Raw genomic sequence first — 26,276 nt, 5'->3', positions numbered from 1 at the left:
AGAATAGGTTTGACGATTTGAGAGAATGAGCGTAACATTGGTGTATTACTTTTTGATTGTTTGGGGTAAGAATTACATCTTCTTACCCCTTTTTTATAACCTGAATCTGTCATTCAACACTTCTGGGTTTCTAGTCAGGAGTTCTTCCCTTGAGCGCGATCGAGCTACGCCGTACCCCCTTGTTTGCCGCCTGCGTTGAGCTGGGCGCAAAAATGACCGGTTTTGGCGGTTGGGAAATGCCAGTGCAGTTTGCTGGCCTGATGGAAGAGCACCGAACCGTGCGATCGGGCGTGGGCTGTTTTGACATTTCTCACATGGGCAAGCTGGAACTGCAAGGCCCCTGGCAAACGGCCTTGGGGCAGTTAGTGCCCAGTGATCTCAGCCCACTCCAGCCGGGGCAAGGGAAATATACGGTGCTGCTGAACGAGCAGGGCGGCATTGTGGACGACTTGATTGTCTATAGCGAAGGGGCCGATCGCGCCACGGTGATTATTAATGCCGCCACCACCGCTAAGGATCTGGCTTGGTTGGCGGCTCACTTGGATCCGGCGGTGACGGTCATGGATCGATCGCCCGAGCAAATCTTGATTGCGGTGCAGGGGCCAACCGCCGCCGCCACCTTGCAACCCTGGATCACGGCGGATTTGGGACAACTCAAGTTCTATCGATCGATTCGCACGCACCTGGGAACGGATGCCGTTTTCATGGCCCGCACCGGCTACACGGGCGAAGATGGCTTTGAAATCATGCTGGATCTGGAGGCGGGGCAACGGCTTTGGCAGCGGTTAATTGCAGCGGGCGTGGCTCCTTGTGGGCTGGGATCCCGCGATACCCTGCGCTTGGAAGCGGCCATGGCCCTCTATGGTCAGGACATCACCGAGGAAACCACGCCCTTTGAAGGCAGCTTAGATTGGCTGGTGCATCTCGATCGCAAGGGAGACTTTCTGGGGCGGGCGGCCCTGGAGGCTCAACAGGCGGCCGGCATTCCCCGCCGGCTGGTGGGGTTGAGCTTGCCCGATCGCCACATCGCCCGCCATGATTACCCGGTGTTGCACCAGGGAGAGCCGGTGGGCATTGTCACCAGCGGGACATTTTCACCCACCCTCAACCGCCCGATCGCCTTGGCCTACGTGCCCACGGCCCTGGCGGAAGTGGGGCAAGCCTTAGAGGTGCAAATTCGGAATAAATTCATCACCGCTGAGGTGGTCAATCGTCCCTTCTACCGCCGTCCCAAACCCTAGTGGTTTGCAGATTGGCCCGATCGCCCTGATCGCCCCGATCGTCCTGACCCGCCGCCTGATCCGTTGCCCGCCCGAGAGTGTCCCATGCAACCCGTTGATTACACCACCCTGATAGCGAGTTTGTGGGAACTGCGGCGCGACTGGTTACCGGCCCGCTTGGAACAGGTTTTTCAGCGCGATCGCTTCACGGTCTACCTTTGCCTGCGAACGATCGATCGGCGCGGTTGGTTGGGCATTTCCTGGCATCCTCAGGCGGCGCGGCTCTGCGTTGGGGCCGCGCCGCCCAAGGAACCGGACACCTTTACCTTTAGCCAACAGTTGTTGCATCAACTGAAAGGCTTGGCCCTGGTGTCTTTTGCGGAGGTGGCCCCTTGGGAGCGGGTGGTGGATTTGCAATTTGCCCGACGACCGGGCGATCCGCCCCTGTGGCATCTGTACGTGGAAATTATGGGCAAGTACAGCAATGCCATTTTGACCACGGCGGACGGCACGATCGTCACCGCAGCCCACCAAGTGAGCGCCCAGCAGTCGCGGGTGCGGCCGATCCAAACGGGCGATCGCTACAGTGCGCCGCCCAAACTGACGGAGGCCACACCGCAACCAACCGAATCCTTTGATCGCTGGTGGGAGCGGGTTTCCCTGATTCCTGGCCCCATCAGTCGCCAACTGCTGAAAACCTATCGTGGCCTCAGCTCGCCATTGGTCAAAAGCCTGCTGACCGCGGCCGAAATTGACCCCCAGCAGCCGGTGGAAACCCTGGAACCGGCAGGTCAGCGGCGGCTGTTTGAAGTTTGGCAAGGCTGGCTGAAACGGCTGGAAATGGGAGACTTTGCGCCCGGTTGGACGGAAGCGGGCTACGACGTGCTGGGGTGGCAGGAACAGCGATCGGCCCCATCGGTGCAAGACCTGCTCGATCGCTACTATGGCGATCGGCTCGATCGGGAAGCCTTCCAGCGGCTTTGGCAACAGTTGCGGCAAAAGGTGAGCAACCTCGCCAGCAAGCTGCGCAAAAAAGTTGAAGAATTTACCGATCGCCTGGCCCAATCCGCCGAAGCCGACCAGTTTCGATCGCGGGCTGACCTGTTGATGGCCCATTTGCACCATTGGGAACCGGGGCTGGATCGAATCAGCCTGCCGGACTTTGAGACCGGCGCACCCGTGACCATCGCCCTGGATCCGGCGAAAACCGGTGTCCAAAACGCCCAACAGCTCTACAAAAAATATCAAAAGCTCGATCGCTCCCGCAGCGCGATCGAACCGCTACTGCTCGCCGCCCGCAGCGAATTAGCCTACCTGGAAGAGGTGGAAGAAAGCCTCAGTGAATTTGAGGACTACGGCGGCCCTGAAGATCTGAGCGCCCTCGAAGAAATTCGTGATGAACTGGTGCAGGAAGGTTATTTGGAGGATCCGGGCTATCGCCGGGCCTTGCCCGACCCCGGTGAAGGGTTCCGCAAATTCACCACCCCCAGCGGCTATGAAGTCTGGATTGGCCGCAACAATGCCCAGAACGATCGACTCTCCTTTCGGTTGGCCACGGCCTATGACTTGTGGTTCCATGCCCAGGAAATTCCCGGCAGCCATGTGCTGTTGCGGATGCCAGCGGGATCCCAGCCCGATCGCGCCGATTTGCAATTCACCGCCGACCTAGCCGCTCGCTACAGCCGGGCCCGGCAAGCAGAACAGGTTCCCGTGATTTACACGGAACCTCGGCATCTGTACAAACCCAAAGGCGCTAAACCGGGGCTAGTGATTTACAAGCATGAGCGGGTGATTTGGGGACAGCCACAGCGATCGCTGGTGGGCTAAGGATCTGGGCGGACTGAAGGGCGATCGCTCGAAATGCTTGATCGTTTTGCGGAAGACCCTGCCCAACCCCAGGGGCCAGACGGGGCGATCGTCCCCTGCTTCTGTTGGTTGCCCGCTGTCCAAGCAATCATCAATCTATGAATCTCTTGACCAATCACTGCGCACTATCGGCTTGGAGCCAGCGGGGCCGCCGCTTTGCTCTCCCGATCGTTCTGTTGTGGGGCCTGTGGAGTTCCGGGCCGGCCCAGGCGATCGGGATGCGAAGCGCGATCGCCCCGCGCCACCCCAGGGTCACCGCCTTTCCCCGCGCTCCCGTGACTGATCGGCTGGGCCCCTTGAGCCAAGCGCCTAACGAACTCCCCTTCATTGGCCGGCGCTCCTTCAACTTTTTGGGAGGCAGCGGCACGGGGCAATCAATCACGATCGAGCCAGATGGCACCACCACCGTTGAGCGCCACGGCACGGCCAACAGCGCCATTGAGTATCGCGGCCGCTTTTCCAATCCCCTTTGGCTGAATGATCAACAGGGTCTTCTGATTGAAGGATCCCAAATCTATCAAGTTGGCCCCGATGGCCAGCGGCCCCAGAATTGCGATCGGGGGGCGGCTCCCTGTCGTGCAGAACTGTGGGAACTCACCTCGGAAACCCCCGACCCAGCCGATTGGCTAGCCCCTCCGCCAGGGGAGCCTTTGGAGGATGTGGAAGATGAGCGATTCAGTCGCCAGCCCTTTAATCGATCGCACTTTCAACAGGTGCAAGCGCTGAATCGGGCCTGTGGGTTTTATGACGTGACTTCCCCCTGCTCGGTGCGGATCTATCCCTTTAACAATCTGTCTCTGATAGCGCGGCGGGATGGCACGGAATCCGTGGGCTACAGCCTGTCGTTTTATCGGCCCATTTCCCAAGCGGCCGCCTTAGCCTATGTCAGAATTCTGAACGATAATCAATCTTTCCGCCCGATCGAAACCCAGCGCCTGGCCGATCGCCTGGTGTACTATGGCTGTCCCTACGATGCGGGAGCCGAGCAACCAGCCCCCCTTTGTTCGGTGGAACTGTTCTATGCAACCCATTCGGGGTCTGATCGCTCGATCGAGCGATCGCCCAGCGGGGAACCCCTGATCAGCGGGCTGCGTTTTATCCAAAGCAGTCCCTAAGCAGTCCCTAGGTCGGGGGATGAGTTTGGGTTGATCAGTTTCAATCCCCTGTTTTGAATCAACCGGTGATGAACTCCAGAACTGGCATTTCTTGGCGGGCGGCGTTTCCAGACCACCGCCCAACCGCAAGTGCTTACAATGTTAAGTCTGGTGGGGGCTGGAGCCAGATTCCAGAATGGGCGGTGTATGCTGCCTTTATCCGCAAAATCGTTAGCTAACTTGGTGCAGTGTTGAAATCAGTTTTGGTGGCCCTGGATCGATCGGCATTATCCGAGTCAGAAATTGCCATGCTGCGATCGCTCAATTTGAACGATCAGTGCAAAGTAATTTTGGTGCATGTGATTCCGCCCACCAGCACCGATCTAGATCAGCCGCTCGATCGCCCCCAAGGCACTGCACCGGATTTGTATCGCGAGATTGAAACCCAACTGGCGGCCTACCAAAAGCGCCTACCCTGCCCCAGCACCATTGAAATCATCAGTGGCGAACCCGCTGCGGAAATTGTTCGCTTGGCCAATATCCATCGCACCGATTTAATCATCATTGGCAGCCGGGGCCTCAGCGGCATTGATCGCATTCTGCAAGGTTCCGTCAGCAGCGATGTGCTGGAACAAGCGCCCTGTTCGGTGTTGGTGGTGAAGGCCAAAACTGCCGCTTGAGTTGTGCCCGATCGCCCTGAAACTGTCCAGCCCGATCGCCCCTTTTGCGTTGTGCTTGTGTTGGGTGTTGCCGGTTTTGGGTATTGCCCGTTTTTAGTTTTCCATCGCCTATCCTCGTTTTTGCCCGCATGTCTGCGTTTCTTGCCCAACTGAACCCCGCCCAGCGCCGCGCCGTTGAACATTACCAGGGGCCCCTATTGGTGGTGGCGGGGGCTGGGTCGGGCAAAACCCGCGCCCTCACCTTCCGCATTGCCCACCTGATTCAACACCACCGCGTGGATCCGGATCAGATTTTGGCCGTGACCTTCACCAACAAGGCCGCACGGGAAATGAAAGAGCGGATTGAAACCCTCTTTGCCCAACAGGAGGCACGATCGCGCTTTGGCAAACCCTTTGACCTGCTGCGGCCCGAGGAACAAACGCGCCTGAAATCCCAGGTCTATAAAGACACCATCAAGCACCTATGGATCGGGACTTTTCACGCCCTCTGTGCTCGAATTTTGCGGTTTGATCTGGAAAAATTTCAGCATCCCAAAGGCTATCGTTGGACAAAAAATTTCACGATTTTTGATGAATCCGATGTCCAAAGCCTGATTAAGCAAATTGTGACGAAAGACCTGAATCTCGACGATAAAAAATTCCAGCCGAGACAGGTGCGTTTTGCTATTAGCAATGCCAAAAATCAGGGCCTGTCGCCGGAAGAGGTGGAGCGCAATGATCCCACTTTTCGCGGTCGCACAATCGCCACGGTTTATGATCGCTACCAAGCGGCTTTGGCGGCGAACAATGCCTTAGATTTTGATGATTTGATTGGGTTGCCGGTGCAGCTTTTTCAGCAAAATGAATCGGTTTTGGGTTACTGGCACAGCCGATTCCGCCACATTCTTGTGGATGAATATCAGGATACCAACCGCACCCAATACGACTTGATTCGGCTGTTGGTGACCAATGGGGAATCTTCCGAAAGCTTTGACCAGTGGAACCATCGATCGATTTTTGTGGTGGGCGATGCGGATCAGTCCATTTATTCGTTTCGGGCGGCGGACTTCACGATTTTGCTAGATTTTCAGGATGATTTTGGCGATCGACTGCCCGATGACGACACGCGGACAATGGTGAAGCTGGAGGAAAACTATCGATCGCGCGAAAACATCTTGCAGGTGGCCAACGAACTCATTGAACGCAACACAGAACGCATTGATAAAGTATTGCGGCCCACGCGCGGGGCCGGCGACCCGATCGCGGTCTATGAATCCGACCACGAAATGGATGAAGCGGAGTATGTGGTTCAGAAAATCCGCAAGCTGGAGCAACAAAATCCCGAATTAAATTGGGGCAGCTTTGCCATTTTGTATCGCACCAATGCCCAATCTCGTCCCTTTGAAGATGTGCTGCTGCGGTTGGGAATTCCTTACACCATGGTGGGAGGATTACGGTTCTATGACCGCAAGGAAATTAAGGACACATTGGCCTATTTGCGCCTGCTCACCAATCCCAACGATAGTATTAGCCTGAAGCGGGTGATTAATGTGCCCAAGCGCGGGGTGGGCAAGACAACGCTCGATCGCCTAGAGAATGCGGCCGATCAGTTGGGCGTGCCGCTCTGGGAAATTTTGAGTGATGAAACTTCGGTGAAAACCCTGGCCGGACGCACGGCTAAGCCCTTGTTGGAGTTTGTGCAAATGATTCAGACCTGGCAAGCCCAGGTGGATCAACAACCCGCCGCCACAATTTTGGATGGCATTCTTCAGGGATCGGGCTATGTGCGGGAACTGCAAGCGGAGGGCACGGACGAAGCGAGCGATCGCCTGGCGAATTTGGCGGAATTGGCCAACGCCATGACCCAATATGCGGAAGACACCAGCGACGGCTCCTTGACGAACTTTCTGGAAAATGCGGCGCTAGCTTCGGATTTGGATGATTTGAAGGAGGGCAAAAACGCTGTTTCTCTGATGACGCTCCATGCGGCCAAGGGGCTGGAATTTCCGGTGGTGTTTTTGGTGGGGCTGGAACAGGGGCTGTTTCCCAACTTCCGTTCCATGGACGATCCCCGATCGCTCGAAGAGGAGCGCCGCCTTTGTTATGTGGGCATTACCCGCGCCCAGGAGCAACTGTTCTTAACCCATGCCCAGGAACGACGGCTGTGGGGAGGAATGCGCGAGCCTTCGGTTCCGTCGGTGTTTTTGGGCGAGCTGCCACCGGAGCACCTGATTACTGAGGGGCGGAGCAATCGCCGATCGGGGCCGGCGGCCTTGGGATCAGCAATGGGATCGGCCAATCGGCGATCGGCCGCGGCCCGCCCCACCCCCAAACCCAATCCGCGCCCGACCAAAACCACGCCGCCCCAAGCTTGGGAAGTGGGCGATCGGGTGATTCACGACACCTTTGGCGAAGGGAAGGTGATGCATGTGTTTGAAACCGGGCGCAAAGTCACCATTTCGGTGCGGTTTCCCGGCTTGGGTCAAAAAATCTTTGATCCCAACCTGGCTCCCCTCCAGCGCTTGGATTAGGCCACTGCCTGATCGCGAGGGTCGAAGTTTTTCTGATGCGATCGACCCAGGGAGGGATCCCCGAAAAATGGCGAAAACCGGTTGATTAACCCTTCAGAAAACTCGCTGGAAACCCCGCAAGCGCCCGATTGCCCATTGGGCCGTGCGCGATCGCCCAAATCGGCTAAGATGGCATCAACTAAACGTAACGTCGCTCTAACTTAAGGACAATACTGGGTGATTGACTTCGGACGAGTCATGACCGCGATGATCGTGCCGTTTGCCCAAGATGGCAGCGTTAACTACACGATCGTCGAGCAACTGACGCGCAATCTCGTGGCGCACGGAACCGACACGCTGGTGGTGTGCGGCACGACCGGTGAATCGCCAACCTTAACCTGGGACGAAGAATACGAACTGTTTCGCGTCGTTAAGCAAGCGGCGGGCAGTGCCAAGGTGATGGCCGGCACGGGATCCAACTCAACCCGCGAGGCGATCGCCGCCACCGAAAAGGCCGCTAAGCTCGGTCTGGACGGTTCGTTGCAAGTGGTTCCCTACTACAACAAACCGCCCCAAGAGGGACTCGCCGCCCATTTCCGGGCGATCGCCGCCGCCGTGCCCGAGTTCCCCCTCATGCTGTACAACATTCCGGGACGCACGGGCCAAAACCTGCTGCCGGAAACGGTGGCCCAACTGGCGGAATTGCCAAATATTGTGGCGATCAAAGAAGCCAGCGGTAACCTTGACCAAGTGAGCGCCGTCCGCCGTCTGACTCCGCCCACCTTCAAGATCTATTCTGGAGACGATTCCCTGACCTTGCCGATGTTGGCGGTGGGGGCCTCGGGGGTGGTCAGCGTGGCCAGCCATCTCGTGGGCGATCGAATTCAAAGCATGATTCGCGCCTTTGAAGCGGGCCAGGTCAACGATGCATTGACAGAACATTTGGCTTTGTTACCCTTGTTTAAAGCCTTGTTCTTGACCACGAATCCAATTCCCGTCAAAGCAGCGCTAGAACTGTTAGGCTGGGAAGTGGGGGAACCGCGCCTGCCGTTGATCCCTTGCCCGGATCCTGTTCGCCAAGCCTTGAAACAGGCAATGGGGGAGTTAGACCTGCTGCCACAGTGAACTAGCAACAGTCGCTGACAACCAACGGGCGAGCGATCAGTGATTATTGGGTCACTGATGGGCAATTAGCGGGCGATGAACCCAGTGCGCGATCGACCCTTTCCCGATCGCCCCAAGCCAACAGGCGAAGGACAGCCCTAGGGCGATAACTGCACAAGCTATTGGGTCAAAGATTGAGCAAAATACTAGGTAGAAAGTACTGAGTAGAGTGTTGATCAACGACTGTTAACTTTGCTCAAAATCAGCAACACCAATCCGAAAAATTGCAAATTTGTTGCTTTGATGAATTTTTGAGTTAGTTTCAGATTGCTGATAGTTGAGTCACGGACTCTTGGACAAAATAAACTGCCCGATCGCTCCAGTCATTCACTCACCATCATCCCGATCGAGTGGCATAGGATTAAATCATCCAAATTAAGTCATCCAAATTCCAGAACTTGGATTAGACTGAGAGCAAATTGGCACTGCCCAGCCCTGCAACACTTGAAGGCAGCTTAAAATTAAAGAACTAGATTCCGGATTAACTAAAAGTTCTGACTAAAAATTTTGAATCAGCCGTTTGCTTAAGCAATGCAGTCCAGCAATGCAGTTCAGCCGGTTCATGAAACAGTCCCATTAAAAAAATCCCCTAAGCGGCTCAACTAAAATCTCGCTCAAAACCAATTGAAAAACCCAATTAACCCATTAAACAAGCCCATTGCCGTTAACCATGTTAAAAAACGCCCGATCGCTCAGCATGACTCAATTACCGTTTTCTGGACGACCTGTGAAATCCGCAAAATTTTCAACGGCTCATCGCGAGCAGGGAGCTGCAAGCTAATCATGAATCCGGAATATCCAACAGTGGCTTGTTTAATAAAGATGGGAGTCCTCGCATTTGATTGCTCTTAGGCCGGTTGAGGGGTTCGATTTTTTGAACAATCTTTTGAACGCTCTAAATCATCCTCATTTGGAATCCCCATTTGGAATCCTAATTTTGAGAGCAACCATTGTGTTGAATTTAGATTGATTGGCGGTGGTGAATTGGATCGATCGAACGGATCCACCGACTGATCTTGAAGCAAGTTTTTTCCCAGATGGTTACTCCTTGATGCAATCCATGAGTTTGGTGAATGTGTTGAGCCTAGAAAATTCGGCACAGCATTCCACAGAATTTTGCCCCGCAGATTTGCCCCGCAGAATTTTGTACGGCAGGATTTTGCGCCGCTTTTCAGAAAGCGTTTTCTTGAAGAATTTTTGAAAAACCTTCAAGAAGGTTCTGCCAGCTTCGGGCCCCAATCCCGACCCAAGTTTCCCGCAGCAGCAACCCACCGCCGATCGCGTGATTCGGCTGGGGACGACGGGTTGATTGAGACAACCAGCTCAATCGTTTAACAGGCTGAGTACCGCCCATCACTAACCATCACGAATCAGGTTTGCTCCTTTCCCGACGAGAGGACATGACGGTACTCCCCAATTCGTTGCTAACAGTCTGGTGACCGATTCCAACGCCAAGTAGTGCAATTTTTGAGTGAAATTTCTGGAGGCAAATGACTCAAGTCAGAAAGCGAATTCGTCAGCAAACAGATTCCGAATCTTCCGTGGCTAACGGTGGCGAGCTGGCCAGCGAGTTGGCCCGTGGAGTGAATCCCGAAGTTTCCGCAACCCCGATCGCCCCTGGAAGTAAAAACGTGGCAGCAAAAGACGTGAAAGATAGCTCCCGTGATGATGTTCGGCGCTCTGCCCCTAGCGTAATTCGCAAGCGAAATTCCAACTCCCAAGCCACTCCCAAGAAATTGTTGCAAGCAGATCATGCTGCGACCTTGGATCAATCGTTTGCTCAATCAACCGATCGCACCTTTTCCCCCTCTATCCCTATGAGTCAAAACCTCGTGACTGCTTCCCCCAGAACTAACTTTTCGGCCGCTCAACCTTCAACCCAATTCATCAGTAACGGCAAGCCCGGAACGCTGAAAATTATTCCCCTGGGTGGCTTGCACGAAATTGGTAAGAACACCTGCATCTTCGAGTATGAAGATGAAATCATGATGCTGGATGCTGGGCTGGCGTTCCCCACCGATGGAATGCACGGCATTCAAATTGTGCTGCCGGATATGACTTATCTGCGGGACAATCGCGAAAAAATTAAGGGCATGATTGTCACCCACGGTCACGAAGACCACATTGGCGGCATTGCCTTTCACCTGAAGCAAGTGGATATTCCGGTGATCTATGGGCCGCGGCTGGCGATGGCGCTGCTGTCGGACAAGTTGGAAGAGGCCGGCGTGAGCGATCGCACGGAAATTCGCACCGTGGGCCCGCGCGAATTTGTGCGGGTGGGAACCAAGTTTCTGGTGGAATTTATCCGCAATACCCACTCGATGGCCGATAGCTTTTCGGTGGCGATTCACACGCCGTTGGGTGTGGTGATTCACACGGGTGATTTCAAGTTTGATCACACGCCCGTTGATGGTGAATATTTCGATCTTCAGCGGTTGGCGGAATACGGTGAAAAGGGCGTTTTGTGCCTGATTAGTGATTCAACCAACGCCGAAATTCCTGGCTTCACCCCTTCGGAAAAATCGGTTTATCCGAACTTGGAACGGGCCTTTGCGAAAGCGCCGGGTCGCCTGTTGGTGACCACCTTTGCATCGTCGGTGCATCGGGTGAACATGATTTTGGACATTGCCCACAAGCAAGGCCGGGTGGTGTCGGTGTTGGGTCGATCGATGCTGAACACGATCGCCCATGCCCGCAATTTGGGCTATGTGAAATGCCCGGATGATCTGTTCGTGCCGATTCATGAGCTGCAAAATTACCCCGATCACAAGGTGGTGATTTTGACTACTGGTTCCCAGGGCGAGCCGCTGTCGGCCCTGACGCGAATTTCCAAGGGCGAACATCGCCAAATCAAAATTCGCAATGGCGATACGGTGGTGCTGTCGGCGAATCCGATTCCCGGTAACACGATCGCGGTGGTGAACACGATCGACCGGCTGATGATGCTGGGGGCGAATGTGGTCTATGGGCGCGACAAGGGCATTCACGTTTCCGGTCACGGCTCCCAGGAAGATCACAAGCTGATGATTAGCCTGACGCGGCCCAAGTTCTTCATGCCGGTGCATGGTGAGCACCGGATGTTGGTGAAGCACGCGGAAATTGCCCAGAGCTTGGGCATTCCGGCGGACAATATGGTGATCATCGAAAATGGCGATGTGGTGGAACTGACCCAGGATTCGATCAAGATTGGCGATCGGGTTCCTTCGGGGATTGAACTGGTGGATGCGTCTCGATCGGGCGTGGTGAGCGATCGGGCCCTGCGCGAACGGCAACAGTTGGCCAACGAAGGCCTGGTGACCGTTGCCGCCAGCATCTACAGCACGGGTCAGTTGGCCTGCGATCCTCAGGTGCATATGAGCGGTGTGGTCAGCAGCATTGACCCATCCAAGCTGACTGGGGCGATCGGGGCGACCTTGAAAAACTTCCTCAGCAACCGGTTTGAGCGTTTTGTCACCAACCCGGCTCGCCGCAGCGATGACGATATCGATTGGGGCGGTCTGAAGGTGGAACTGGAGCGCGAGTTCCAGCGGCTGTTGCGTCGTGACTTTGTGGGTACGCCTCAAGTGGTGGTGTTGGTACAGCCGATCGCGGCTCCGATTTCTGTGCGGCGCGATCGCCCGGCTCCGGCCGCTCCGACGGGCAACACTGCCGTTGCCGCTGCCACCGACTCGATCGCCCCTGAGTCTCCCGCCGCGCCTTCGGGTCGCCGCCGCCGCCGCACCGCTGCCAGTGTCGCCTCCTAAGGCCAACACCTGAAATCCGCTGATCGATTGCAATTGGTTGAAAGTTACTTGTTGAAAGTTGCTGATCGATCGCGGCAATTTCTAATTTCCTAATCTCCAGTAGCACAGCAAGCTTCAGTGGCTGAGTTCAAAAATCCTCCAATCCTTGATCAATGTTGGTTGAGAAATGGGATGAGCCAGCCCCCAAAGACTGCTGTGCTACTGCATTGATGAATCGGTTATGAATTTTTTATGAGCTTGTGTCAGTACCCCAAAGCACTTCTCAAATATCCAAATATCCTTTCAGGGGCTTCCATTTAGGGGGCTTTGCCAGTCACGCAGAACGTCAAAATTCCAAGAATTCGATCGAGCTGGTTGAGGTAATACTCATCTAAATCAATTTCTAAAATTAGTCTGCTGTCGCGATCATGTAGCCCTAAAAACTTCCAAGTGGTTCCAGTGGTCACCACTCCATAAACCGAGAAAATGGGATCATTGGCCTGCTGATTGAATCGCCAAGCTGCGACCATTTCAGCCACACATTGCCCCAAACCACTATTGATGTTTTCGCGCTTGGCTTCTACCAATATCGTCACAGGTGATTTCAGGAGCAATAGTTCGGGCGATCGTGCCACTAAAAAATCGCAACGGCCGTTCAATCCACAGCTCGGATCAATATCAAAATCAATCCCAGAAAACAGGCTAATTTGCCCTGCCAGTTGTCGCCGCAGCTCCACCAAGATAGGCGCAATAATCCATTCTGATCGGGCCTTTTCCGTATTACTGGCTAGGGCCAAAGGAACATTTTCTTGCAGCAGTTCCCGCAGGCGATCGCTCGGATGAATCGGCGGCACGGGCGCAAAATGATGAGGTCGATCGTAGAGATCCAGGGAAAATTGGTCGATCGCCTGAGCCAAACTAAAGTCGCTGTATGCCATAACCCGCTCTCGATCGATGAGGTATTACCGGCCGTAAGGGATTAGTTCCATCGCTCGTGCTGCCCCATGTGGGCTAGTTCTTTAATAGGGCATGGTTCCGATCGTACAGCGCTTCCCCATGGTTGCGAGCCACCGTTGATCGCGAGTCATTGCTATGCCTCAAGTCATTGCTATGCCTCACAAAGTTGCGGCTTCGATCGAGTTGGCGAGCTTGTCCGCAATGCCCGCAATCCAGCGCTCGTCTTGGTTGGTGTAACTGCGGGGGGCGTTGGCTCCCAAAATCAACACGCCCCGATCGCCCAAAGGCTGCACAATCACGCCCTGGGTATTTTCGGGTAAATAGTCAAACTCAATGCGGCCGGGATAAACCTTCAAATCCACGAGATAGATCGGTTGTTGTTTATCGATCGCCCGCTGGACGATCGGCCCCGGCTTGACGATCGCTTGCGGGCCCAAAACACCGCGCCGAAGCAACGTTTGCCCAGCCGTGCGATCGCCCCGGTAAACCACCACCGATCGGGTCACCGTGTTGGTTAGCAACAGGTGGGAAGCCCAAGCCAGTTCCACCTGCAACGGGCGATCGAGATCGGGCGCTAGCTCAAACCCTTCCGGCCCCGTTAGCTCCACCGCGTCCGGCAACTTGGGTTGCACCCGCTGCCAGAGCAACCCCGTCAAAATTAAGAAAGCACAGGCGATCGTCCCGGCCACGTCCGATCTCGCCTGCCACTCACTGATTTGAGGAGTCCAGAGCCGATTCACAAACAGCCCCACCCCGATCGCCATGCCCACCGCGATCGGCAAATTTTGCAGCCAACGATTGGTTTGCGATCGCGCCATAGCTGCCGAGGGCTGCCGGGCCCCTAAACCTCGTTTGCGTCCAGAATGCGTTGGAACAGGTAACCCGTGCCCCGCGCCGTCAGGATTAGTTCTGGATTGCTGGGGTCTTCCTCCAGCTTGGCCCGCAGTCGAGAAATATGCACATCCACCACGCGGGTGTCCACATGGCGTTCGGGTGTGTAGCCCCAAACTTCCTGCAAAATTTCTGCCCGCGAGAACGGTTCGCCCGATCGCGACACCAACAGCTCCAACAGGCTAAACTCCATTCCCGTCAGCCGAATTCGTTCATCGCCCTTGTAAACCTGGCGCTTGTTGGTGTCAATGCGGATGTTGGCCACCTGAATCACGCCAGAGCTGGGAATTCCAGAGGCGTGGTTTTTGTCCACTCGCCGCAACACCGAGCGAATCCGAGCTTCCAACTCCTTGGGCGAAAAGGGCTTCACCACATAATCATCGGCCCCCAATTCCAGACCCGTGATTCGATCGGCCACATCGCCCAGCGCCGTGAGCATAATGATCGGAATATCCGATTCCTTGCGGAGTTCCTGGCACACGCCATAGCCATCCAGCTTCGGCATCATCACATCCAACACCACCAGATCCGGCCCCGCCTTCCGAAACACGTCCAAGGCTTCTTCGCCATCGGCAGCCGTGACCACCTCATAGCCAATCATGGACAGGCGGGTTTCTAGAATGCGGCGAATGCTGGCTTCGTCGTCAACAACCAGGATTTTTTCTTTGTGACTATCCAAGGAGAGGCCTCCTCCAATGGCTTTAACTTCTGCGTGAACTTTTGCGTGTTTTTGAATCGCTATCTTTCGGCTTTTATCGCTTTATTGTACCGAGGACATTTAAAGAGGCAATTCTAACCGCCGTTTCTCTTCCGTTTTGGAGATTATCAGTCGATCGCGGCGCAGGTTGAGGGCTGATTTCGTCAAAATGGATTGACAAATTACCCGCTCTGATGTGCGATGGGAGCGCATTTGACCCCAGTTCTTTGGAGTCGGGAATTGTAACTGATTGGGAACGCACCCTTTATTAAAAACAAGCGGGGTGTTTGTCGCAATGTTGCAACGAAATTGAAACAATTGCAGAAATTTCTTAATTTGTTGCGCTTTTGTGGATTCTCCTTTCGGGGGTTGCCATTCTAGGGGTTGCCATCCTAGGGCAGAGGCTAATTAACGGCAATCGAGGGCTGGGAGCACTGAATTGAACCAGCACCAATTGGGGTGGAAAACGGCAGTCAAGGACTGGATCAACCAGGGCTGGATCAACCAGGGCCGAATCAAGAAGGGCCGGATCAAAGGGGAGACGATCGAATGGCGAAGGTAAAAACCCGCTACGTTTGCAGCGCCTGCGGAGGCGTGGAGGCCCAAATGTTCGGGCGCTGTCCCAGTTGTGGCCAGTGGGGCACTTTGGTGGAAGAGGTGTTGGCTGCGGAACCCAGCACCACGGGCCGGGCCGCCGTGGCCGCCACGACCCGATCGCGCAAGGGATCTCGCCCCCAAGAGCCGGCCAGCCCGATCGCGGCTCGCACCTTGGCCGAAATTCGCGATCGCCCCCGATCTCGCTGGGCTTCGGGGTTTCGAGAACTCGATCGAGTCTTGGGCGGGGGGATTGTGCCCGGCTCCTTGGTGTTAATTGGCGGCGATCCGGGCATTGGTAAATCAACCCTGCTGTTGCAAACGGCTAACCAACTGGCTCGATCGCGCCGGGTACTCTACGTTTGTGCCGAAGAATCGGGACAGCAGGTGAAACTGCGGGCCCAGCGATTGGGGGTACAGGCTCCGGCGGCGGAACCGATCTCGGGCCAACTCCCGGAGGAATCGCCGGACGATCGCGCCGATCTGTACCTGCTGCCGGAAACGGATTTAGAGCCAATTTTGGCGGAAATTGAAAGCTTGCGACCGGCCATCGCCATCATTGACAGTGTGCAGGCGATTTATCTGCCCGCGCTGGCTTCTGCGCCGGGATCCGTGGCCCAGGTGCGGGAATGTACTTCGGCCCTGATGCGCCTGGCCAAGCGGCAGGATGTGGCCATGTTGCTGGTGGGCCATGTGACCAAGGAGGGGGCGATCGCCGGGCCCAAGGTGCTGGAGCATTTGGTGGATACGGTGCTCTATTTTGAGGGCGATCGATTTGCCAGTTTTCGCCTGTTGCGATCGGTTAAAAATCGTTTCGGCGCTACTCAGGAATTGGGGGTGTTTGAAATGGTCGATCGGGGGCTGTTGGAAGTCGCAAACCCCTCCGCTCTCTTTTTGGGTAACCGAGATGAGCGCGTGCCGGGCACAGCGACCATTGTGGCCTGCGAAGGAACCCGCCCGATCGTGGCGGAACTGCAAGCCCTCGTCAGCCCCACGAGCTATTCCTCGCCGCGCCGCGTCACCACGGGCATGGAATATAACCGGCTGCTGCAAATTTTGGCGGTGCTCGAAAAACGGGTGGGCGTGCCCCTCTCTCGGCTCGATGCCTACGTGTCCACCTCCGGCGGCCTGAGCGTGGAGGAACCGGCGGCGGACTTGGGTGTGGCCGTGGCCTTGGTGGCCAGTTTCCGCGATCGCATTGTTGATCCGGGCACGGTGCTGATCGGCGAGGTGGGTTTGGGCGGCCAAGTGCGTCCCGTTTCCCAACTGGAATTACGGCTCAAGGAAGCCGCGAAATTGGGATTTAAACGGGCGATCGTGCCCAAGGGTTCCGATGTACGAATTCGGGGAATGGAACTGATTCCCGTGGGGCGGTTGGTGGATGCGATCGGGGCGGCCATGGCGCGATCGATCGCCGCCGATGCCGCCCCCGATCCGGAAACCAGTGATCCCAGTGAGCAGCCAGTGGGTTAACCCAAGCTGCTAACCCGAGCTGTTAACCCGAGCTGTTAACCCAAAGCGCCTAGGAGTTGGTTGCTGACCCGATCGCACGGAATTTTGCGATCGAACAAACTGCCCAAAACGGCCGCCGGGCGAGCACTGTGGGGCCAAGCAAACGCATGGCGAAATGCTGCTTCTTGGCAGGCTTCCAGTTGCTCAAAATCAATCACATCCAAGGTCAGCAGGGTTTCGTATTCAAAGGGCAACCGCACATTATGCAAACCCGCATTGTCGGTGCAAATAGCAATCTCAACCCCCGCCTCAAAGCAGCGATCGAACACGGTTTTCAGTTCCCGTAAATCGCTCATGGTTCCCGTTTTGAGATAGGTGGTGGGACATACTTCCAAACATTGTCCCCGGCGGGCCAAATCGGGCAGCAGCTCGGGATATTGCAAGGGAATTTGAATCCCATGGCCAATTCGCATCAACAGCGGTAAAAGGTCGGGACATTGCCCCATGGGAGTTTCGTAAACATGGCCCGTGGTTTTGAGACCCAGCGATCGCGCCAATTCGTATAGCTCAATCCACTCATGCAATCGATCGCCATACAAATTGTCACCGCCCGCCAGGTCGATCGCGCAAACATAGTCCCGCGACTGAGCTGCTAACTCCACGATCGCCCGATTCACCTCATAGGGCAACTTGACATGCATACATAAAATTTGGCTGGTGACGATCGGGCAATCCACCACCTGGCTGGCCTGGCCTACCGTTTGCACAATGTCAGCCATCCGATCGATCCGCTCTCCCATTGGCAAATGCTCAGGGGTGCGCAGATAGGGCGTGTAGCGCAACTCCAAATAGGCCAAATTTTCGAAAATGTAGGCCCCCCGAATCAGGCGATAGATGAAATAGGGCAACATTTCCTGGGTCTGCACACTTTCCACCAATGAGTGCAGCTCCAAATACTCCGCCAGGGTTTTGCGAGGACGGGTGTAGAAATCCTCAAATGCCCCATAGTCTGGAAATTGGGTCGTTAAGTCCGATCGATGCCGTTCAAAATAGCGCCACAGCACCCGAGGCACGACCGAACCACCCAAATGCCGATGCAGTTCTGCATGTAATGCCATAGAAGCGTCCCCGAGAGTACTGAGTCTTGCGAGCGATCGCGATCGAGGCTGGAAATCGTCCCGATCGGGCCCAAGCACCGACGATCATTTCGATATTTTTATTGTTGCTTAAGAAAATTAAATCGGGCGCGATCGCCCGAGCCTATATCCCCCCGAGCGATTTCACCCAGTCACCGCCTCGATCGCCCGGTTGACACCTTTACACCTCGATCCTGATAATCGTCGTTTGTGTAAACTCAAACACCGCTAAACCGTTGGCTAACGTCGTTGTAATTGGGGCCCAGTGGGGCGACGAGGGCAAAGGCAAAATTACAGATCTCCTCAGTCGGTCGGCCGACGTGGTAGTTCGCTACCAAGGGGGGGTCAATGCCGGACACACGGTCGTTGTTCAAGACCAAGTGTTCAAGCTGCACCTCATTCCGTCTGGCATTTTGTATCCCGAAACCGAGTGCATCATTGGCTCGGGCACGGTCATTGATCCGCAAGTGCTGATTGAAGAACTCGATCAGCTTGTGGCGTTGGGCATTTCAACGGACAACCTGTTGATTGCGGAAACGGCCCACGTGACCATGCCCTATCACCGGCTGATTGATCGCGCGGCGGAGGAAAAACGCGGTAACTACAAGATTGGGACGACAGGGCGCGGCATTGGCCCGACCTACGCCGACAAATCCGAGCGTACCGGCATCCGGGTCATGGATTTGATCGATCGCGAGGCGCTGCCAGACTTGCTGCGTTGGACGATCGCCCAAAAGAACGTCATTCTCGAAAAGCTCTACGACCTGCCGCCGCTGAACGCGGAAGCGGTGATTGAAGAGTATTTGGCCTATGGCGATCGACTGCGGCCCCATGTGATCGACGCATCGCTCAAAATTGCCGACGCGGTGAAGCAAAAACGGAACGTTCTGTTTGAAGGGGCCCAGGGAACCCTGTTGGACTTGGATCACGGGACTTATCCCTATGTCACCTCTTCCAATCCGGTGGCTGGGGGAGCCTGCATTGGGGCAGGCGTGGGCCCCACAATCATCGATCGGGTGATTGGCGTGGCCAAGGCTTACACCACCCGCGTTGGCGAAGGCCCCTTCCCCACGGAAGCCCTGGACGAAACCGGAGAACATTTGGGCGAACGGGGGGCCGAGTTTGGCACCACCACGGGCCGCAAGCGCCGTTGCGGTTGGTTTGATGCGGTGATTGGCCGCTATGCCGCCCGGATCAACGGCCTGGATTGCTTGGCCATCACCAAGTTGGACGTGTTGGATGAGCTGGCGGAAATCAAAGTTTGCGTGGCCTACGAAATTGACGGCCAACGCTGCGAAAATTTCCCCGCCGGGTCGCACCAATTCGCCAAGTGCCAGCCGATTTACGAAACCCTGCCCGGTTGGCAAACTTCCACCAGCGGTTGCCGCGACCTGGAAGATTTGCCCAAGCAGGCGCTGGACTACCTGAAGTTTTTGGCGGAGTTGATGGACGTGCCGATCGCGATTGTTTCCCTGGGAGCCAGCCGCGACCAAACGATCATCATCGAAGACCCCATTCACGGCCCCAAACGCGCCTTGCTGTACGAAAACGGCCAGGGTTAGCCCTAAGAACCAGCGGCCACAATCATCCCCATCAGGGTTAGTCGCAATTCGTTAACCCTGGGGGGTGTCTGGCTACGGGCCCTTGCCTGAAAATGCTCTGATTGTTCAGGCTCCCTTTCAACGGCTCAAGCCTGGGGAATGGGGTTGAATTTCTGTTAATATTCTTTGGCTTTCTACGCCGACGATAGCTCGATCGCCCGCCGATTCTTGCTTGACTGAGTGCGATCGATCCCACAATAGGAGAACCATCCATGAGCCTTACTTTTGAAGCCCAAGTCCGTCCCGAAGGCAGCAAGCCCGGTGCTCTGCGTCGCGAAGGTTTGATTCCGGCGAACCTCTATGGTCACGACGGCGCAAACTCGGTGTTGCTGACGATCAACGCCCGGGATTTGGGTTATATGCTGCGATCGGTTAAGGTGGGCGAAACTCCGGTTGAACTCACGATCGCTGATTTGAACTGGAAGGGTTCCGTGGTGCTGCAAGAAGTGCAAAAGCACCCCTGGAAGTCAACCATGGTCTATCACGTCAGCTTCCTGGCCGCGAAGGGCTAAATCGCCTAGCAATCTAACTGGATGCTTGATGAAGCGAGAGTAGGGCAATTGAGTTTCGATTGCCCTACTTTGTGTTTTGAACATATTTGGAGCGCATTTGGAACGTATCTGGAACGTATCTGGAACGTATTTTGGAACCCATCTTGAATTGGGAGTCCTAGGCGTTCAATTCGGCTGATTGAGGATGTGTTGAAAGCTTGTTAAGAGCTTGTTGAGCGCTTGTATTGAAAATTTGTTGCATTGCATTCGCTGCACTGAACCTGTTGAATGCAAGCAGCGAGATTGAGCCAGTCCCCCTCAGGAGTTTTGTGCATGGATTCGACGCTGCCGCCCTTGGTGCAACAGATGCTTCAGCCGGAATTCTATCCCCATCCGGTGCAGGAGCCGATCGCCCTGATTCAAACCCACGTTTCCTTTGTGTTTATTACGGGAGACTGGGTTTATAAACTCAAAAAGCCGGTGAACTTTGGCTTTTTGGACTATTCCACCCTGGAGCGGCGTAAGGAATTTTGCGCTCAAGAAATTGCGCTCAACCAACGCAGTGCAGCGGAACTCTATGTGGGCGTAGTTCCCATTATTCAAACGGGCGATCGCTACCAATTGGCGGAAGTGGGCGAAGCTGAAGCCAGTAATGGGGCGGTGGAATATGCCGTCAAAATGCATCAATTTCCTCAGGAAAATTTGATGAGCGCCCGGTTCGATCGCGGCGAAATCACCGAAGCGGACATCATTGAGTTGGCCCGGGTGGTGGCGGAATTTCACCGCACCGCTCCCACCAGCGATTACATCAATACCTTTGGGGAAATCCCGCAAATTAAAGTTTCCTTTGATGAAAACTTTCAACAAACCACGGGTTACATTGGCGGGCCCCAAACCCAAGCGCAATTTGACCTGACCCAAAGTTGGACAGAAGCTTTTTTTGCGGAAAATGGGGAGCTATTCCAAAGTCGTGTGACCGGCGGGTTCATTCGCAATGGCCATGGCGATTTGCACCTGGGCAATATCTGTTGGCTGAACGATCGCCCGCTGTTGTTTGACTGCATTGAGTTCAACGAACCTTTCCGGTTTGTGGACACAATTTACGATGTGGCTTTTTTGGCCATGGACTTGGAAGCTCGGGGCCGCATTGATTTGGCCAATGCCTTTGTCAATGAATATGCGGAGCGATCGGGCGATTGGGCTGGTTTGGCCCTGCTGCCGCTGTATCTGAGCCGCCAATCCTACGTGCGGGCCAAGGTCACCTCCTTTTTGCTGAATGACCCGGCGATTCCGGAGGCCGATCGAGCCGCTGCCCACGATCGGGCCACCGCCTACTATCGCCAAGCGGCCAGCTATGCCCAACCTCGATCGGGTCAGGTAATTTTGATGTGTGGCCTGTCGGGATCGGGCAAATCAACCGTGGCTCGGAAATTGGCTCGCCAAACCAACGGGATTCAGATTCGATCGGACGCGGTGCGCAAACACTTGGGCGCTGTGCCCCTGGACCAAAAAGGGCCGCAATCCCTTTACAGTGCCGAAATGACCGCCAAAACCTACGATCACCTGCTGCAATTGGGGCTGGATCTGGCCAGTCGGGGCGAAACGGTGATTCTCGATGCCAAGTACGATCGCCAAGCCTTGCGCCAAACGGTGATTGCCGCCACCCAAGAACGGGAATTGGATTTGGAAATTGTCCATTGCCAAGCCCCGATCGAGGTGCTGCGCGATCGACTCAATCAGCGAACCGGTGACATTGCCGATGCCACGGCTGATCTGTTGGCGGCTCAAGTGGCGGCCTTCGAGGCCTTCAGCAACGAGGAACGCCTTTGGGTGCGCGAGGTAGACACAGCCCGGGGGGGCGATTTAAAGTTGCAGTAGCTGATTTTCCCGGTGGCGGCTGTTGGCCCTGCGCAAGTTGCCTGCGGTCATTGGTGCTGAGTAAATTGGTGCTGAGTAAATCGGCGCTGAGTAATTTGGTTCCCAATTCGCACTCAGTACTTGGCAAATTTGGGCAACGGCCGCCCCGATCGCGACAATCCCCAGACCCGTGAGCTATCTGTATCAAGGCTTAGTTTGGTTCTTGCTGTTTTGGCTTGCCCTGGTGGGGGTGGGCTACAGCACACTGTCAGCTTTGGTGCTGGCGATTTTTGGTGGCGCTGCTGGATCAATTATTTCCGTGTGGTGGCAGCAGCCGGCCGCCGATCCGGTGGTGACGCGGCGAACGTTCGATCGGGTGGAGCGTGCGCCGCGTCCCTATCCTTACGAAACCCTGGAATCTTCGCGCCTCAAGCGCCAGGGCCGTCGCCGTCGCCAAATTGGCTGGCTAGATCAGTGGTTGCGGGTGCGGCCTCGCTAGGGTCGAATAACGGCTGATCGGTATTACCCTAGCGGCAGGAAATTTTTTTCAGGGTAAGTGCCTTGTTTTCAGGGTAAGTGCATTGTCTTAACCCAAGTGCTCTGACTGAGAGCTGACCGTTGTTACGGAGTTCAACAGTCGGCAGCACCCACCGAAGAGGAAACAAGCACCGTGTGGCAATGGGGTCAATGGCGCGATCAACGCCTGCCTTGGCAAACGCGCCAGGTCGCTGATGTTTTGTTGGTGGCGGCGGTGGCCGGTGGCTTGCTGTTGGCTCGCTCTTGGGGCTGGCTCCAGCAGGCGGAATTGGTGGCCTATGACTGGCTGATTCGGGCCCGATCGACCCCGCCTCTGCGCGATCGGGTGGTGATTGTGGGAGTGGATGAACCGGATATTCAATTTTTGAGGGTTTGGCCCGCCCGCGATCGAGACTTAGCCAAACTGTTGGAAACACTCGTGGCGGCTCGTCCCGTGGCGATCGGGCTGGATATTTACCGAGATTTGCCCCTACCCCCTGGTCAGGAACACCTAGAGGAAATTTTTCAGAACAGTCCTGTCCCGATCGTCGGCATTCGGCTGATGCCCGACTCGGAAAAAAAAGGAATCCTACCTGCAGCGTCCCTGGCTCGCTATCAGCAAATTGGGTTTAACAACATCATCATCGATCCCGATCGGCTGGTGCGCCGCCATATTCTCTATTGGTGGCATACGGATCCAAAAACGCGCCAACGCCAAATGCATCAGAGCTTTGCCTTTGTGTTGGCCCAACTGTATTTGCAACAGCGCCAAGTGACCCTGACCAAAACCGAAGATCCCAAACAACTGCAACTGGGGCGGCTGCGGTTGTCCCCGATCGACCCCAACAGTGGCGGCTACCAGGGCATTGATGCCGGTGGTTACCAAATTCTGGCCGATTGGCGGGGCCCCTCCAGAACCGTGCCGGTGGTTTGGTGGCGGGACGTGGTGCAGGGGAAGGTGTCGCCCGCGCAACTCAGTGGGCGAATTGTGGTCATTGGGGCCATGACTGAAAGCCTGAAGGACTACGCCTACACGCCCTACAGCAACCAAGGACGGGATTCGGCCCAACCCATCTTTGGGGTGGAATTGCAGGCCCAGGCGATCGAGCAACTGTTGGAATCCGCGATCGAGGGGCGGCCGCCCATTCGCACTTGGCCCGACTGGGTGGAACAGGTTTGGATTTTGCTGTGGACTGCGGCCGGGGCGATCGCCGTGAAGCGATCTCGCTCCATGGGCCAGGCGGCTTTTCACCTGGCCTTGGCCCTGTTGGGCATTGGCAGTTTCACCAGCCTGAGCCTGGGGTGGGGGTGGTGGATTCCGATCGTGCCGGTGGCCATGGGCACGCTGGCCAGCGCCGGGGGGCTGTGGCTGCTGGCCTTTCAGCGGCAACAGGAACAGACCCGATCGACCCTCTTTTTTCAGCAAGTTTTGGCCGCCATTCCCGAGCCACTGTTTGTGAAAGACCAAAATCGGCGCTGGATTGCCGTGAATCCTGCCTTTTGCAACTTCACGGGGCTAACCACCACCGATCTGTTGGGTAAAAGGGCAGAGGATGTGTTTTCTGCTGAGTTGGCCGCTGCCCTCTCGGCGGAAGATCAACGGGCGATCGACCAGTTGGGGCCCGCCGAAACCCAATTCGCCTGGCCCGATCCCTTTGGTCGAGAACGAATGGTGAGCACCAAGCGCACCCTCCACCGCGATCGAGCCGGGAATCAGTTCCTGGTGGGGGTGATGCGCGATATTACCGAGCAGTGCCGAGCCGAAGCGGAATTACGCCGCACCGCCGCCGAACTGCGGGACTATACCCAGCAACTGGAGCTAGCCCACGATGTGTTGCAATACCAAGCCCGCCACGATGGCCTCACGGGATTGGTGAACCGTAAATATTTCTATGAGCGCTTGGATGTGGCGCTGCAGCAAGCCCGCCAGGATCGGTTCATGAGCGCGGTTTTATATCTGGATTTGGATGGGTTCAAGGCCGTGAACGACACCTTGGGCCATCGGGCCGGCGATCTGTTGCTGATTGAATGTGCCCAACGCCTGACCCAAAACCTGCGAGGCAGTGACACGATCGCCCGATTTGGCGGTGATGAATTTGTGGCGTTGTTGCCGGCCATTCCCCAAGGGGACGTGGCGGCCAGGGTGGCCGAAAAACTCCTAGCCGCCGTCAGCAAGCCCTATCGCGTTGAGGGCTGTGATTGCCAAATTACGGTCAGCATTGGTGTGGCCCTGTTTCCCGACGATGCGGAAACGGCCGATCAGCTCATTGAATATGCTGATTCCGCCATGTTTGCGGCCAAGGGGATGGGAAAAAATGCGTTTTGTCTCTATGGCGAGCTGCCAGCCGAGCCTGATCGGGTTCTGAGAGGCTAGGCACAGCCTGAACCGATCGGCCAGGCTGCACCAGCTTTCAGGAGAGGCCTAGCTCGAGAACTTCGGGCCCAAGCCGATCGCCCCGGCATAAACCGCCCGATCGCCCAGTTGATCCTCAATTCGCAGCAGGCGGTTATATTTCGCCACCCGTTCGCTCCGACAGAGAGAACCGGTTTTGATTTGACCGGCGCGCGTGGCCACGGCCAAATCGGCGATCGTCGTGTCTTCCGTTTCGCCGGAACGGTGGCTAATCACCGAGCGCAGGCCGCTGCGGGTGGCCAGGTCGATCGCCTCCAGGGTTTCCGTCAGCGTCCCGATTTGGTTCAGCTTAATCAAAATGGCATTGGCCGCCTTCAGCTCAATCCCCTTTTGCAAGCGCGTTGGATTGGTCACAAACAGATCGTCGCCCACCAGTTGGGTGCGGCTGCCCAGGCTGGCATTCATCGCCGCCCAGTTGTCCCAATCGTCTTCGCTCAGGCCGTCCTCGATCGACACGATCGGGTACTGGCTCGCCAACTTGTCCAAATAGGCGATCGTCTCCGCCGGGCTGTGGGTTGCCCCATCAAAGGCATAATTCCCACCCTTGTACAACTCCGTCGAAGCCACATCCAGGGCCAGCGCCACTTGCTCGCCCGGTTTGTAGCCGGCCTTCTCGATCGCCGCAATCAGCAAATCGAGCGCCTCTTGGTTGGAACCCAAGTTCGGCGCAAAGCCGCCCTCATCGCCCACGCCCGTCAGCAGGTTTTTATCCTTCAGCACCTTGCTCAGGGCTGCAAACACTTCCGCCCCCCAGCGCAGGGCCTCCGCAAAGCTGCTGGCCCCGTGGGGCACAATCATGAATTCTTGGATGTCCACATTGTTGTCCGCGTGGGCCCCGCCGTTAATCACGTTCATGAGGGGCACGGGCAACACGTTCGACAAGGGGCCGCCCAGGTAGCGATAGAGGGGCAACCCGGCGGTGGCGGCGGCGGCCTTCGCCGTGGCCAGCGACACGGCCAAAATGGCATTCGCACCGATTTTGGACTTGTTGGGCGTGCCATCCAGCTCAATCATGGCCAGGTCAATGCTGGCCTGATCAAGCGCATCCATGCCGTAGAGTTCCGGCGAAATTTGCTCTTCAATATTTTCAACGGCTTTCAGCACGCCCTTGCCACCATAGCGGCCGGGGTCGTCATCCCGCAGTTCGTGTGCTTCAAAAGTGCCGGTGGATGCGCCGCTGGGAACCTGAGCCAGGCCGGTTACCCCCGATTCGAGGGTGACTTCGGCTTCGACGGTGGGACGACCCCGCGAATCCAAAATTTCTCGCGCGTGAATTTCGACGATCCCCGTGTCGGTCATTTCCATGCGTTTTCTCCAAATCCAAAAGCGAACTCGATGCGGGCCGTTGGGATGGGCATTGTGCCCCGCGATCGGGTGGCCAAGTGCGATCGCCCCATCCAGCGGTCAATTGCCAGAATCAGAATAAGTCTTCATGG

Annotated in this window: 19 protein-coding genes; 14 read left to right on the top strand and 5 right to left on the bottom strand. The window is 56.1% G+C overall.

Features of this window, described 5'->3' with window-relative positions; all coding sequences use genetic code 11:
• Positions 1-149: 149 nt before the first annotated feature.
• From gcvT to AMR42_RS02550, 7 genes are all read left to right on the top strand, one after another.
• Positions 150-1,241: a glycine cleavage system aminomethyltransferase GcvT gene (gene gcvT / locus AMR42_RS02585; protein ID WP_304441454.1), complete on the top strand. Its 1,092-nt coding sequence runs from the start codon at positions 150-152 to the stop codon at positions 1,239-1,241.
• An 84-nt stretch (positions 1,242-1,325) separates the two neighbouring features.
• Positions 1,326-3,047, top strand: a complete 1,722-nt coding sequence (locus AMR42_RS02580) for an NFACT family protein (protein WP_099531909.1) — start codon at positions 1,326-1,328, stop codon at positions 3,045-3,047.
• Positions 3,048-3,184: 137 nt separating this feature from the next.
• Positions 3,185-4,201 (top strand): hypothetical protein, encoded by a 1,017-nt coding sequence (locus tag AMR42_RS02575; RefSeq protein ID WP_099531908.1) that lies wholly within the window; start codon positions 3,185-3,187, stop codon positions 4,199-4,201.
• 227 nt (positions 4,202-4,428) lie between these two features.
• Positions 4,429-4,860 carry a universal stress protein gene (locus AMR42_RS02570; RefSeq protein WP_099531907.1) on the top strand — a complete coding sequence of 144 codons (432 nt, stop codon included), beginning with the start codon at positions 4,429-4,431 and terminating at the stop codon, positions 4,858-4,860.
• 128 nt (positions 4,861-4,988) lie between these two features.
• A complete protein-coding gene (gene pcrA / locus AMR42_RS02565) occupies positions 4,989-7,370 on the top strand; it encodes a DNA helicase PcrA (protein ID WP_099531906.1) in 2,382 nt (793 codons plus the stop codon).
• Positions 7,371-7,586: 216 nt separating this feature from the next.
• Complete coding sequence (gene dapA / locus AMR42_RS02560) at positions 7,587-8,474, top strand: 4-hydroxy-tetrahydrodipicolinate synthase (RefSeq protein WP_099531905.1); 888 nt, start codon at positions 7,587-7,589, stop codon at positions 8,472-8,474.
• A 1,529-nt stretch (positions 8,475-10,003) separates the two neighbouring features.
• Positions 10,004-12,256 carry a ribonuclease J gene (locus tag AMR42_RS02550; RefSeq protein WP_234406524.1) on the top strand — a complete coding sequence of 751 codons (2,253 nt, stop codon included), beginning with the start codon at positions 10,004-10,006 and terminating at the stop codon, positions 12,254-12,256.
• Positions 12,257-12,552: 296 nt separating this feature from the next.
• On the opposite strand, the gene AMR42_RS02545 is transcribed toward AMR42_RS02550, so the two are convergent.
• From AMR42_RS02545 to rpaB, 3 genes are all read right to left on the bottom strand, one after another.
• On the bottom strand, positions 12,553-13,173 hold the full coding sequence (locus tag AMR42_RS02545; RefSeq protein WP_099531903.1) for a hypothetical protein: 621 nt from the start codon (positions 13,171-13,173) through the stop codon (positions 12,553-12,555).
• A gap of 177 nt (positions 13,174-13,350) precedes the next feature.
• Entirely contained in the window at positions 13,351-14,010 is a 660-nt protein-coding gene (locus AMR42_RS02540; protein ID WP_099531902.1) for a cofactor assembly of complex C subunit B, read from the bottom strand.
• 23 nt (positions 14,011-14,033) lie between these two features.
• On the bottom strand, positions 14,034-14,762 hold the full coding sequence (gene rpaB / locus AMR42_RS02535) for a response regulator transcription factor RpaB (protein WP_099531901.1): 729 nt from the start codon (positions 14,760-14,762) through the stop codon (positions 14,034-14,036).
• Between the two features lie 567 nt (positions 14,763-15,329).
• Between rpaB and radA the strand changes: the two genes are divergently transcribed.
• A complete protein-coding gene (gene radA / locus AMR42_RS02530; protein WP_099531915.1) occupies positions 15,330-16,847 on the top strand; it encodes a DNA repair protein RadA in 1,518 nt (505 codons plus the stop codon).
• A 35-nt stretch (positions 16,848-16,882) separates the two neighbouring features.
• On the opposite strand, the gene AMR42_RS02525 is transcribed toward radA, so the two are convergent.
• Positions 16,883-17,944 (bottom strand): adenosine deaminase, encoded by a 1,062-nt coding sequence (locus AMR42_RS02525; RefSeq protein WP_099531900.1) that lies wholly within the window; start codon positions 17,942-17,944, stop codon positions 16,883-16,885.
• 26 nt (positions 17,945-17,970) lie between these two features.
• Here AMR42_RS02525 and AMR42_RS20155 point away from each other — a divergent pair, with 26 nt between their 5' ends.
• From AMR42_RS20155 to AMR42_RS02500, 6 genes are all read left to right on the top strand, one after another.
• Positions 17,971-18,138 (top strand): hypothetical protein, encoded by a 168-nt coding sequence (locus tag AMR42_RS20155; protein WP_158234326.1) that lies wholly within the window; start codon positions 17,971-17,973, stop codon positions 18,136-18,138.
• Between the two features lie 60 nt (positions 18,139-18,198).
• A complete protein-coding gene (locus AMR42_RS02520; protein ID WP_099531899.1) occupies positions 18,199-19,524 on the top strand; it encodes an adenylosuccinate synthase in 1,326 nt (441 codons plus the stop codon).
• A 251-nt stretch (positions 19,525-19,775) separates the two neighbouring features.
• Complete coding sequence (gene rplY / locus AMR42_RS02515) at positions 19,776-20,075, top strand: 50S ribosomal protein L25 (RefSeq protein WP_099531898.1); 300 nt, start codon at positions 19,776-19,778, stop codon at positions 20,073-20,075.
• Between the two features lie 312 nt (positions 20,076-20,387).
• On the top strand, positions 20,388-21,932 hold the full coding sequence (locus AMR42_RS02510) for a bifunctional aminoglycoside phosphotransferase/ATP-binding protein (RefSeq protein ID WP_099531897.1): 1,545 nt from the start codon (positions 20,388-20,390) through the stop codon (positions 21,930-21,932).
• Positions 21,933-22,101: 169 nt separating this feature from the next.
• The gene (locus AMR42_RS02505; RefSeq protein ID WP_099531896.1) at positions 22,102-22,410 is read left to right on the top strand and encodes a hypothetical protein; all 309 of its coding nucleotides are present in this window, start codon (positions 22,102-22,104) and stop codon (positions 22,408-22,410) included.
• 171 nt (positions 22,411-22,581) lie between these two features.
• On the top strand, positions 22,582-24,801 hold the full coding sequence (locus tag AMR42_RS02500; RefSeq protein WP_099531895.1) for a CHASE2 domain-containing protein: 2,220 nt from the start codon (positions 22,582-22,584) through the stop codon (positions 24,799-24,801).
• A 48-nt stretch (positions 24,802-24,849) separates the two neighbouring features.
• Here AMR42_RS02500 and eno read toward each other — a convergent pair whose 3' ends face one another.
• Positions 24,850-26,139 (bottom strand): phosphopyruvate hydratase, encoded by a 1,290-nt coding sequence (gene eno, locus AMR42_RS02495; RefSeq protein ID WP_099531894.1) that lies wholly within the window; start codon positions 26,137-26,139, stop codon positions 24,850-24,852.
• Positions 26,140-26,276 lie beyond the last annotated feature (137 nt).

The organism is Limnothrix sp. PR1529 (genome assembly GCF_002742025.1).
In the GTDB taxonomy this organism is placed as follows: domain Bacteria; phylum Cyanobacteriota; class Cyanobacteriia; order CACIAM-69d; family CACIAM-69d; genus CACIAM-69d.
The sequence above is the reverse complement of the archived record's forward strand: the minus strand, read 5'-3'. Positions and strand labels throughout refer to the sequence as shown.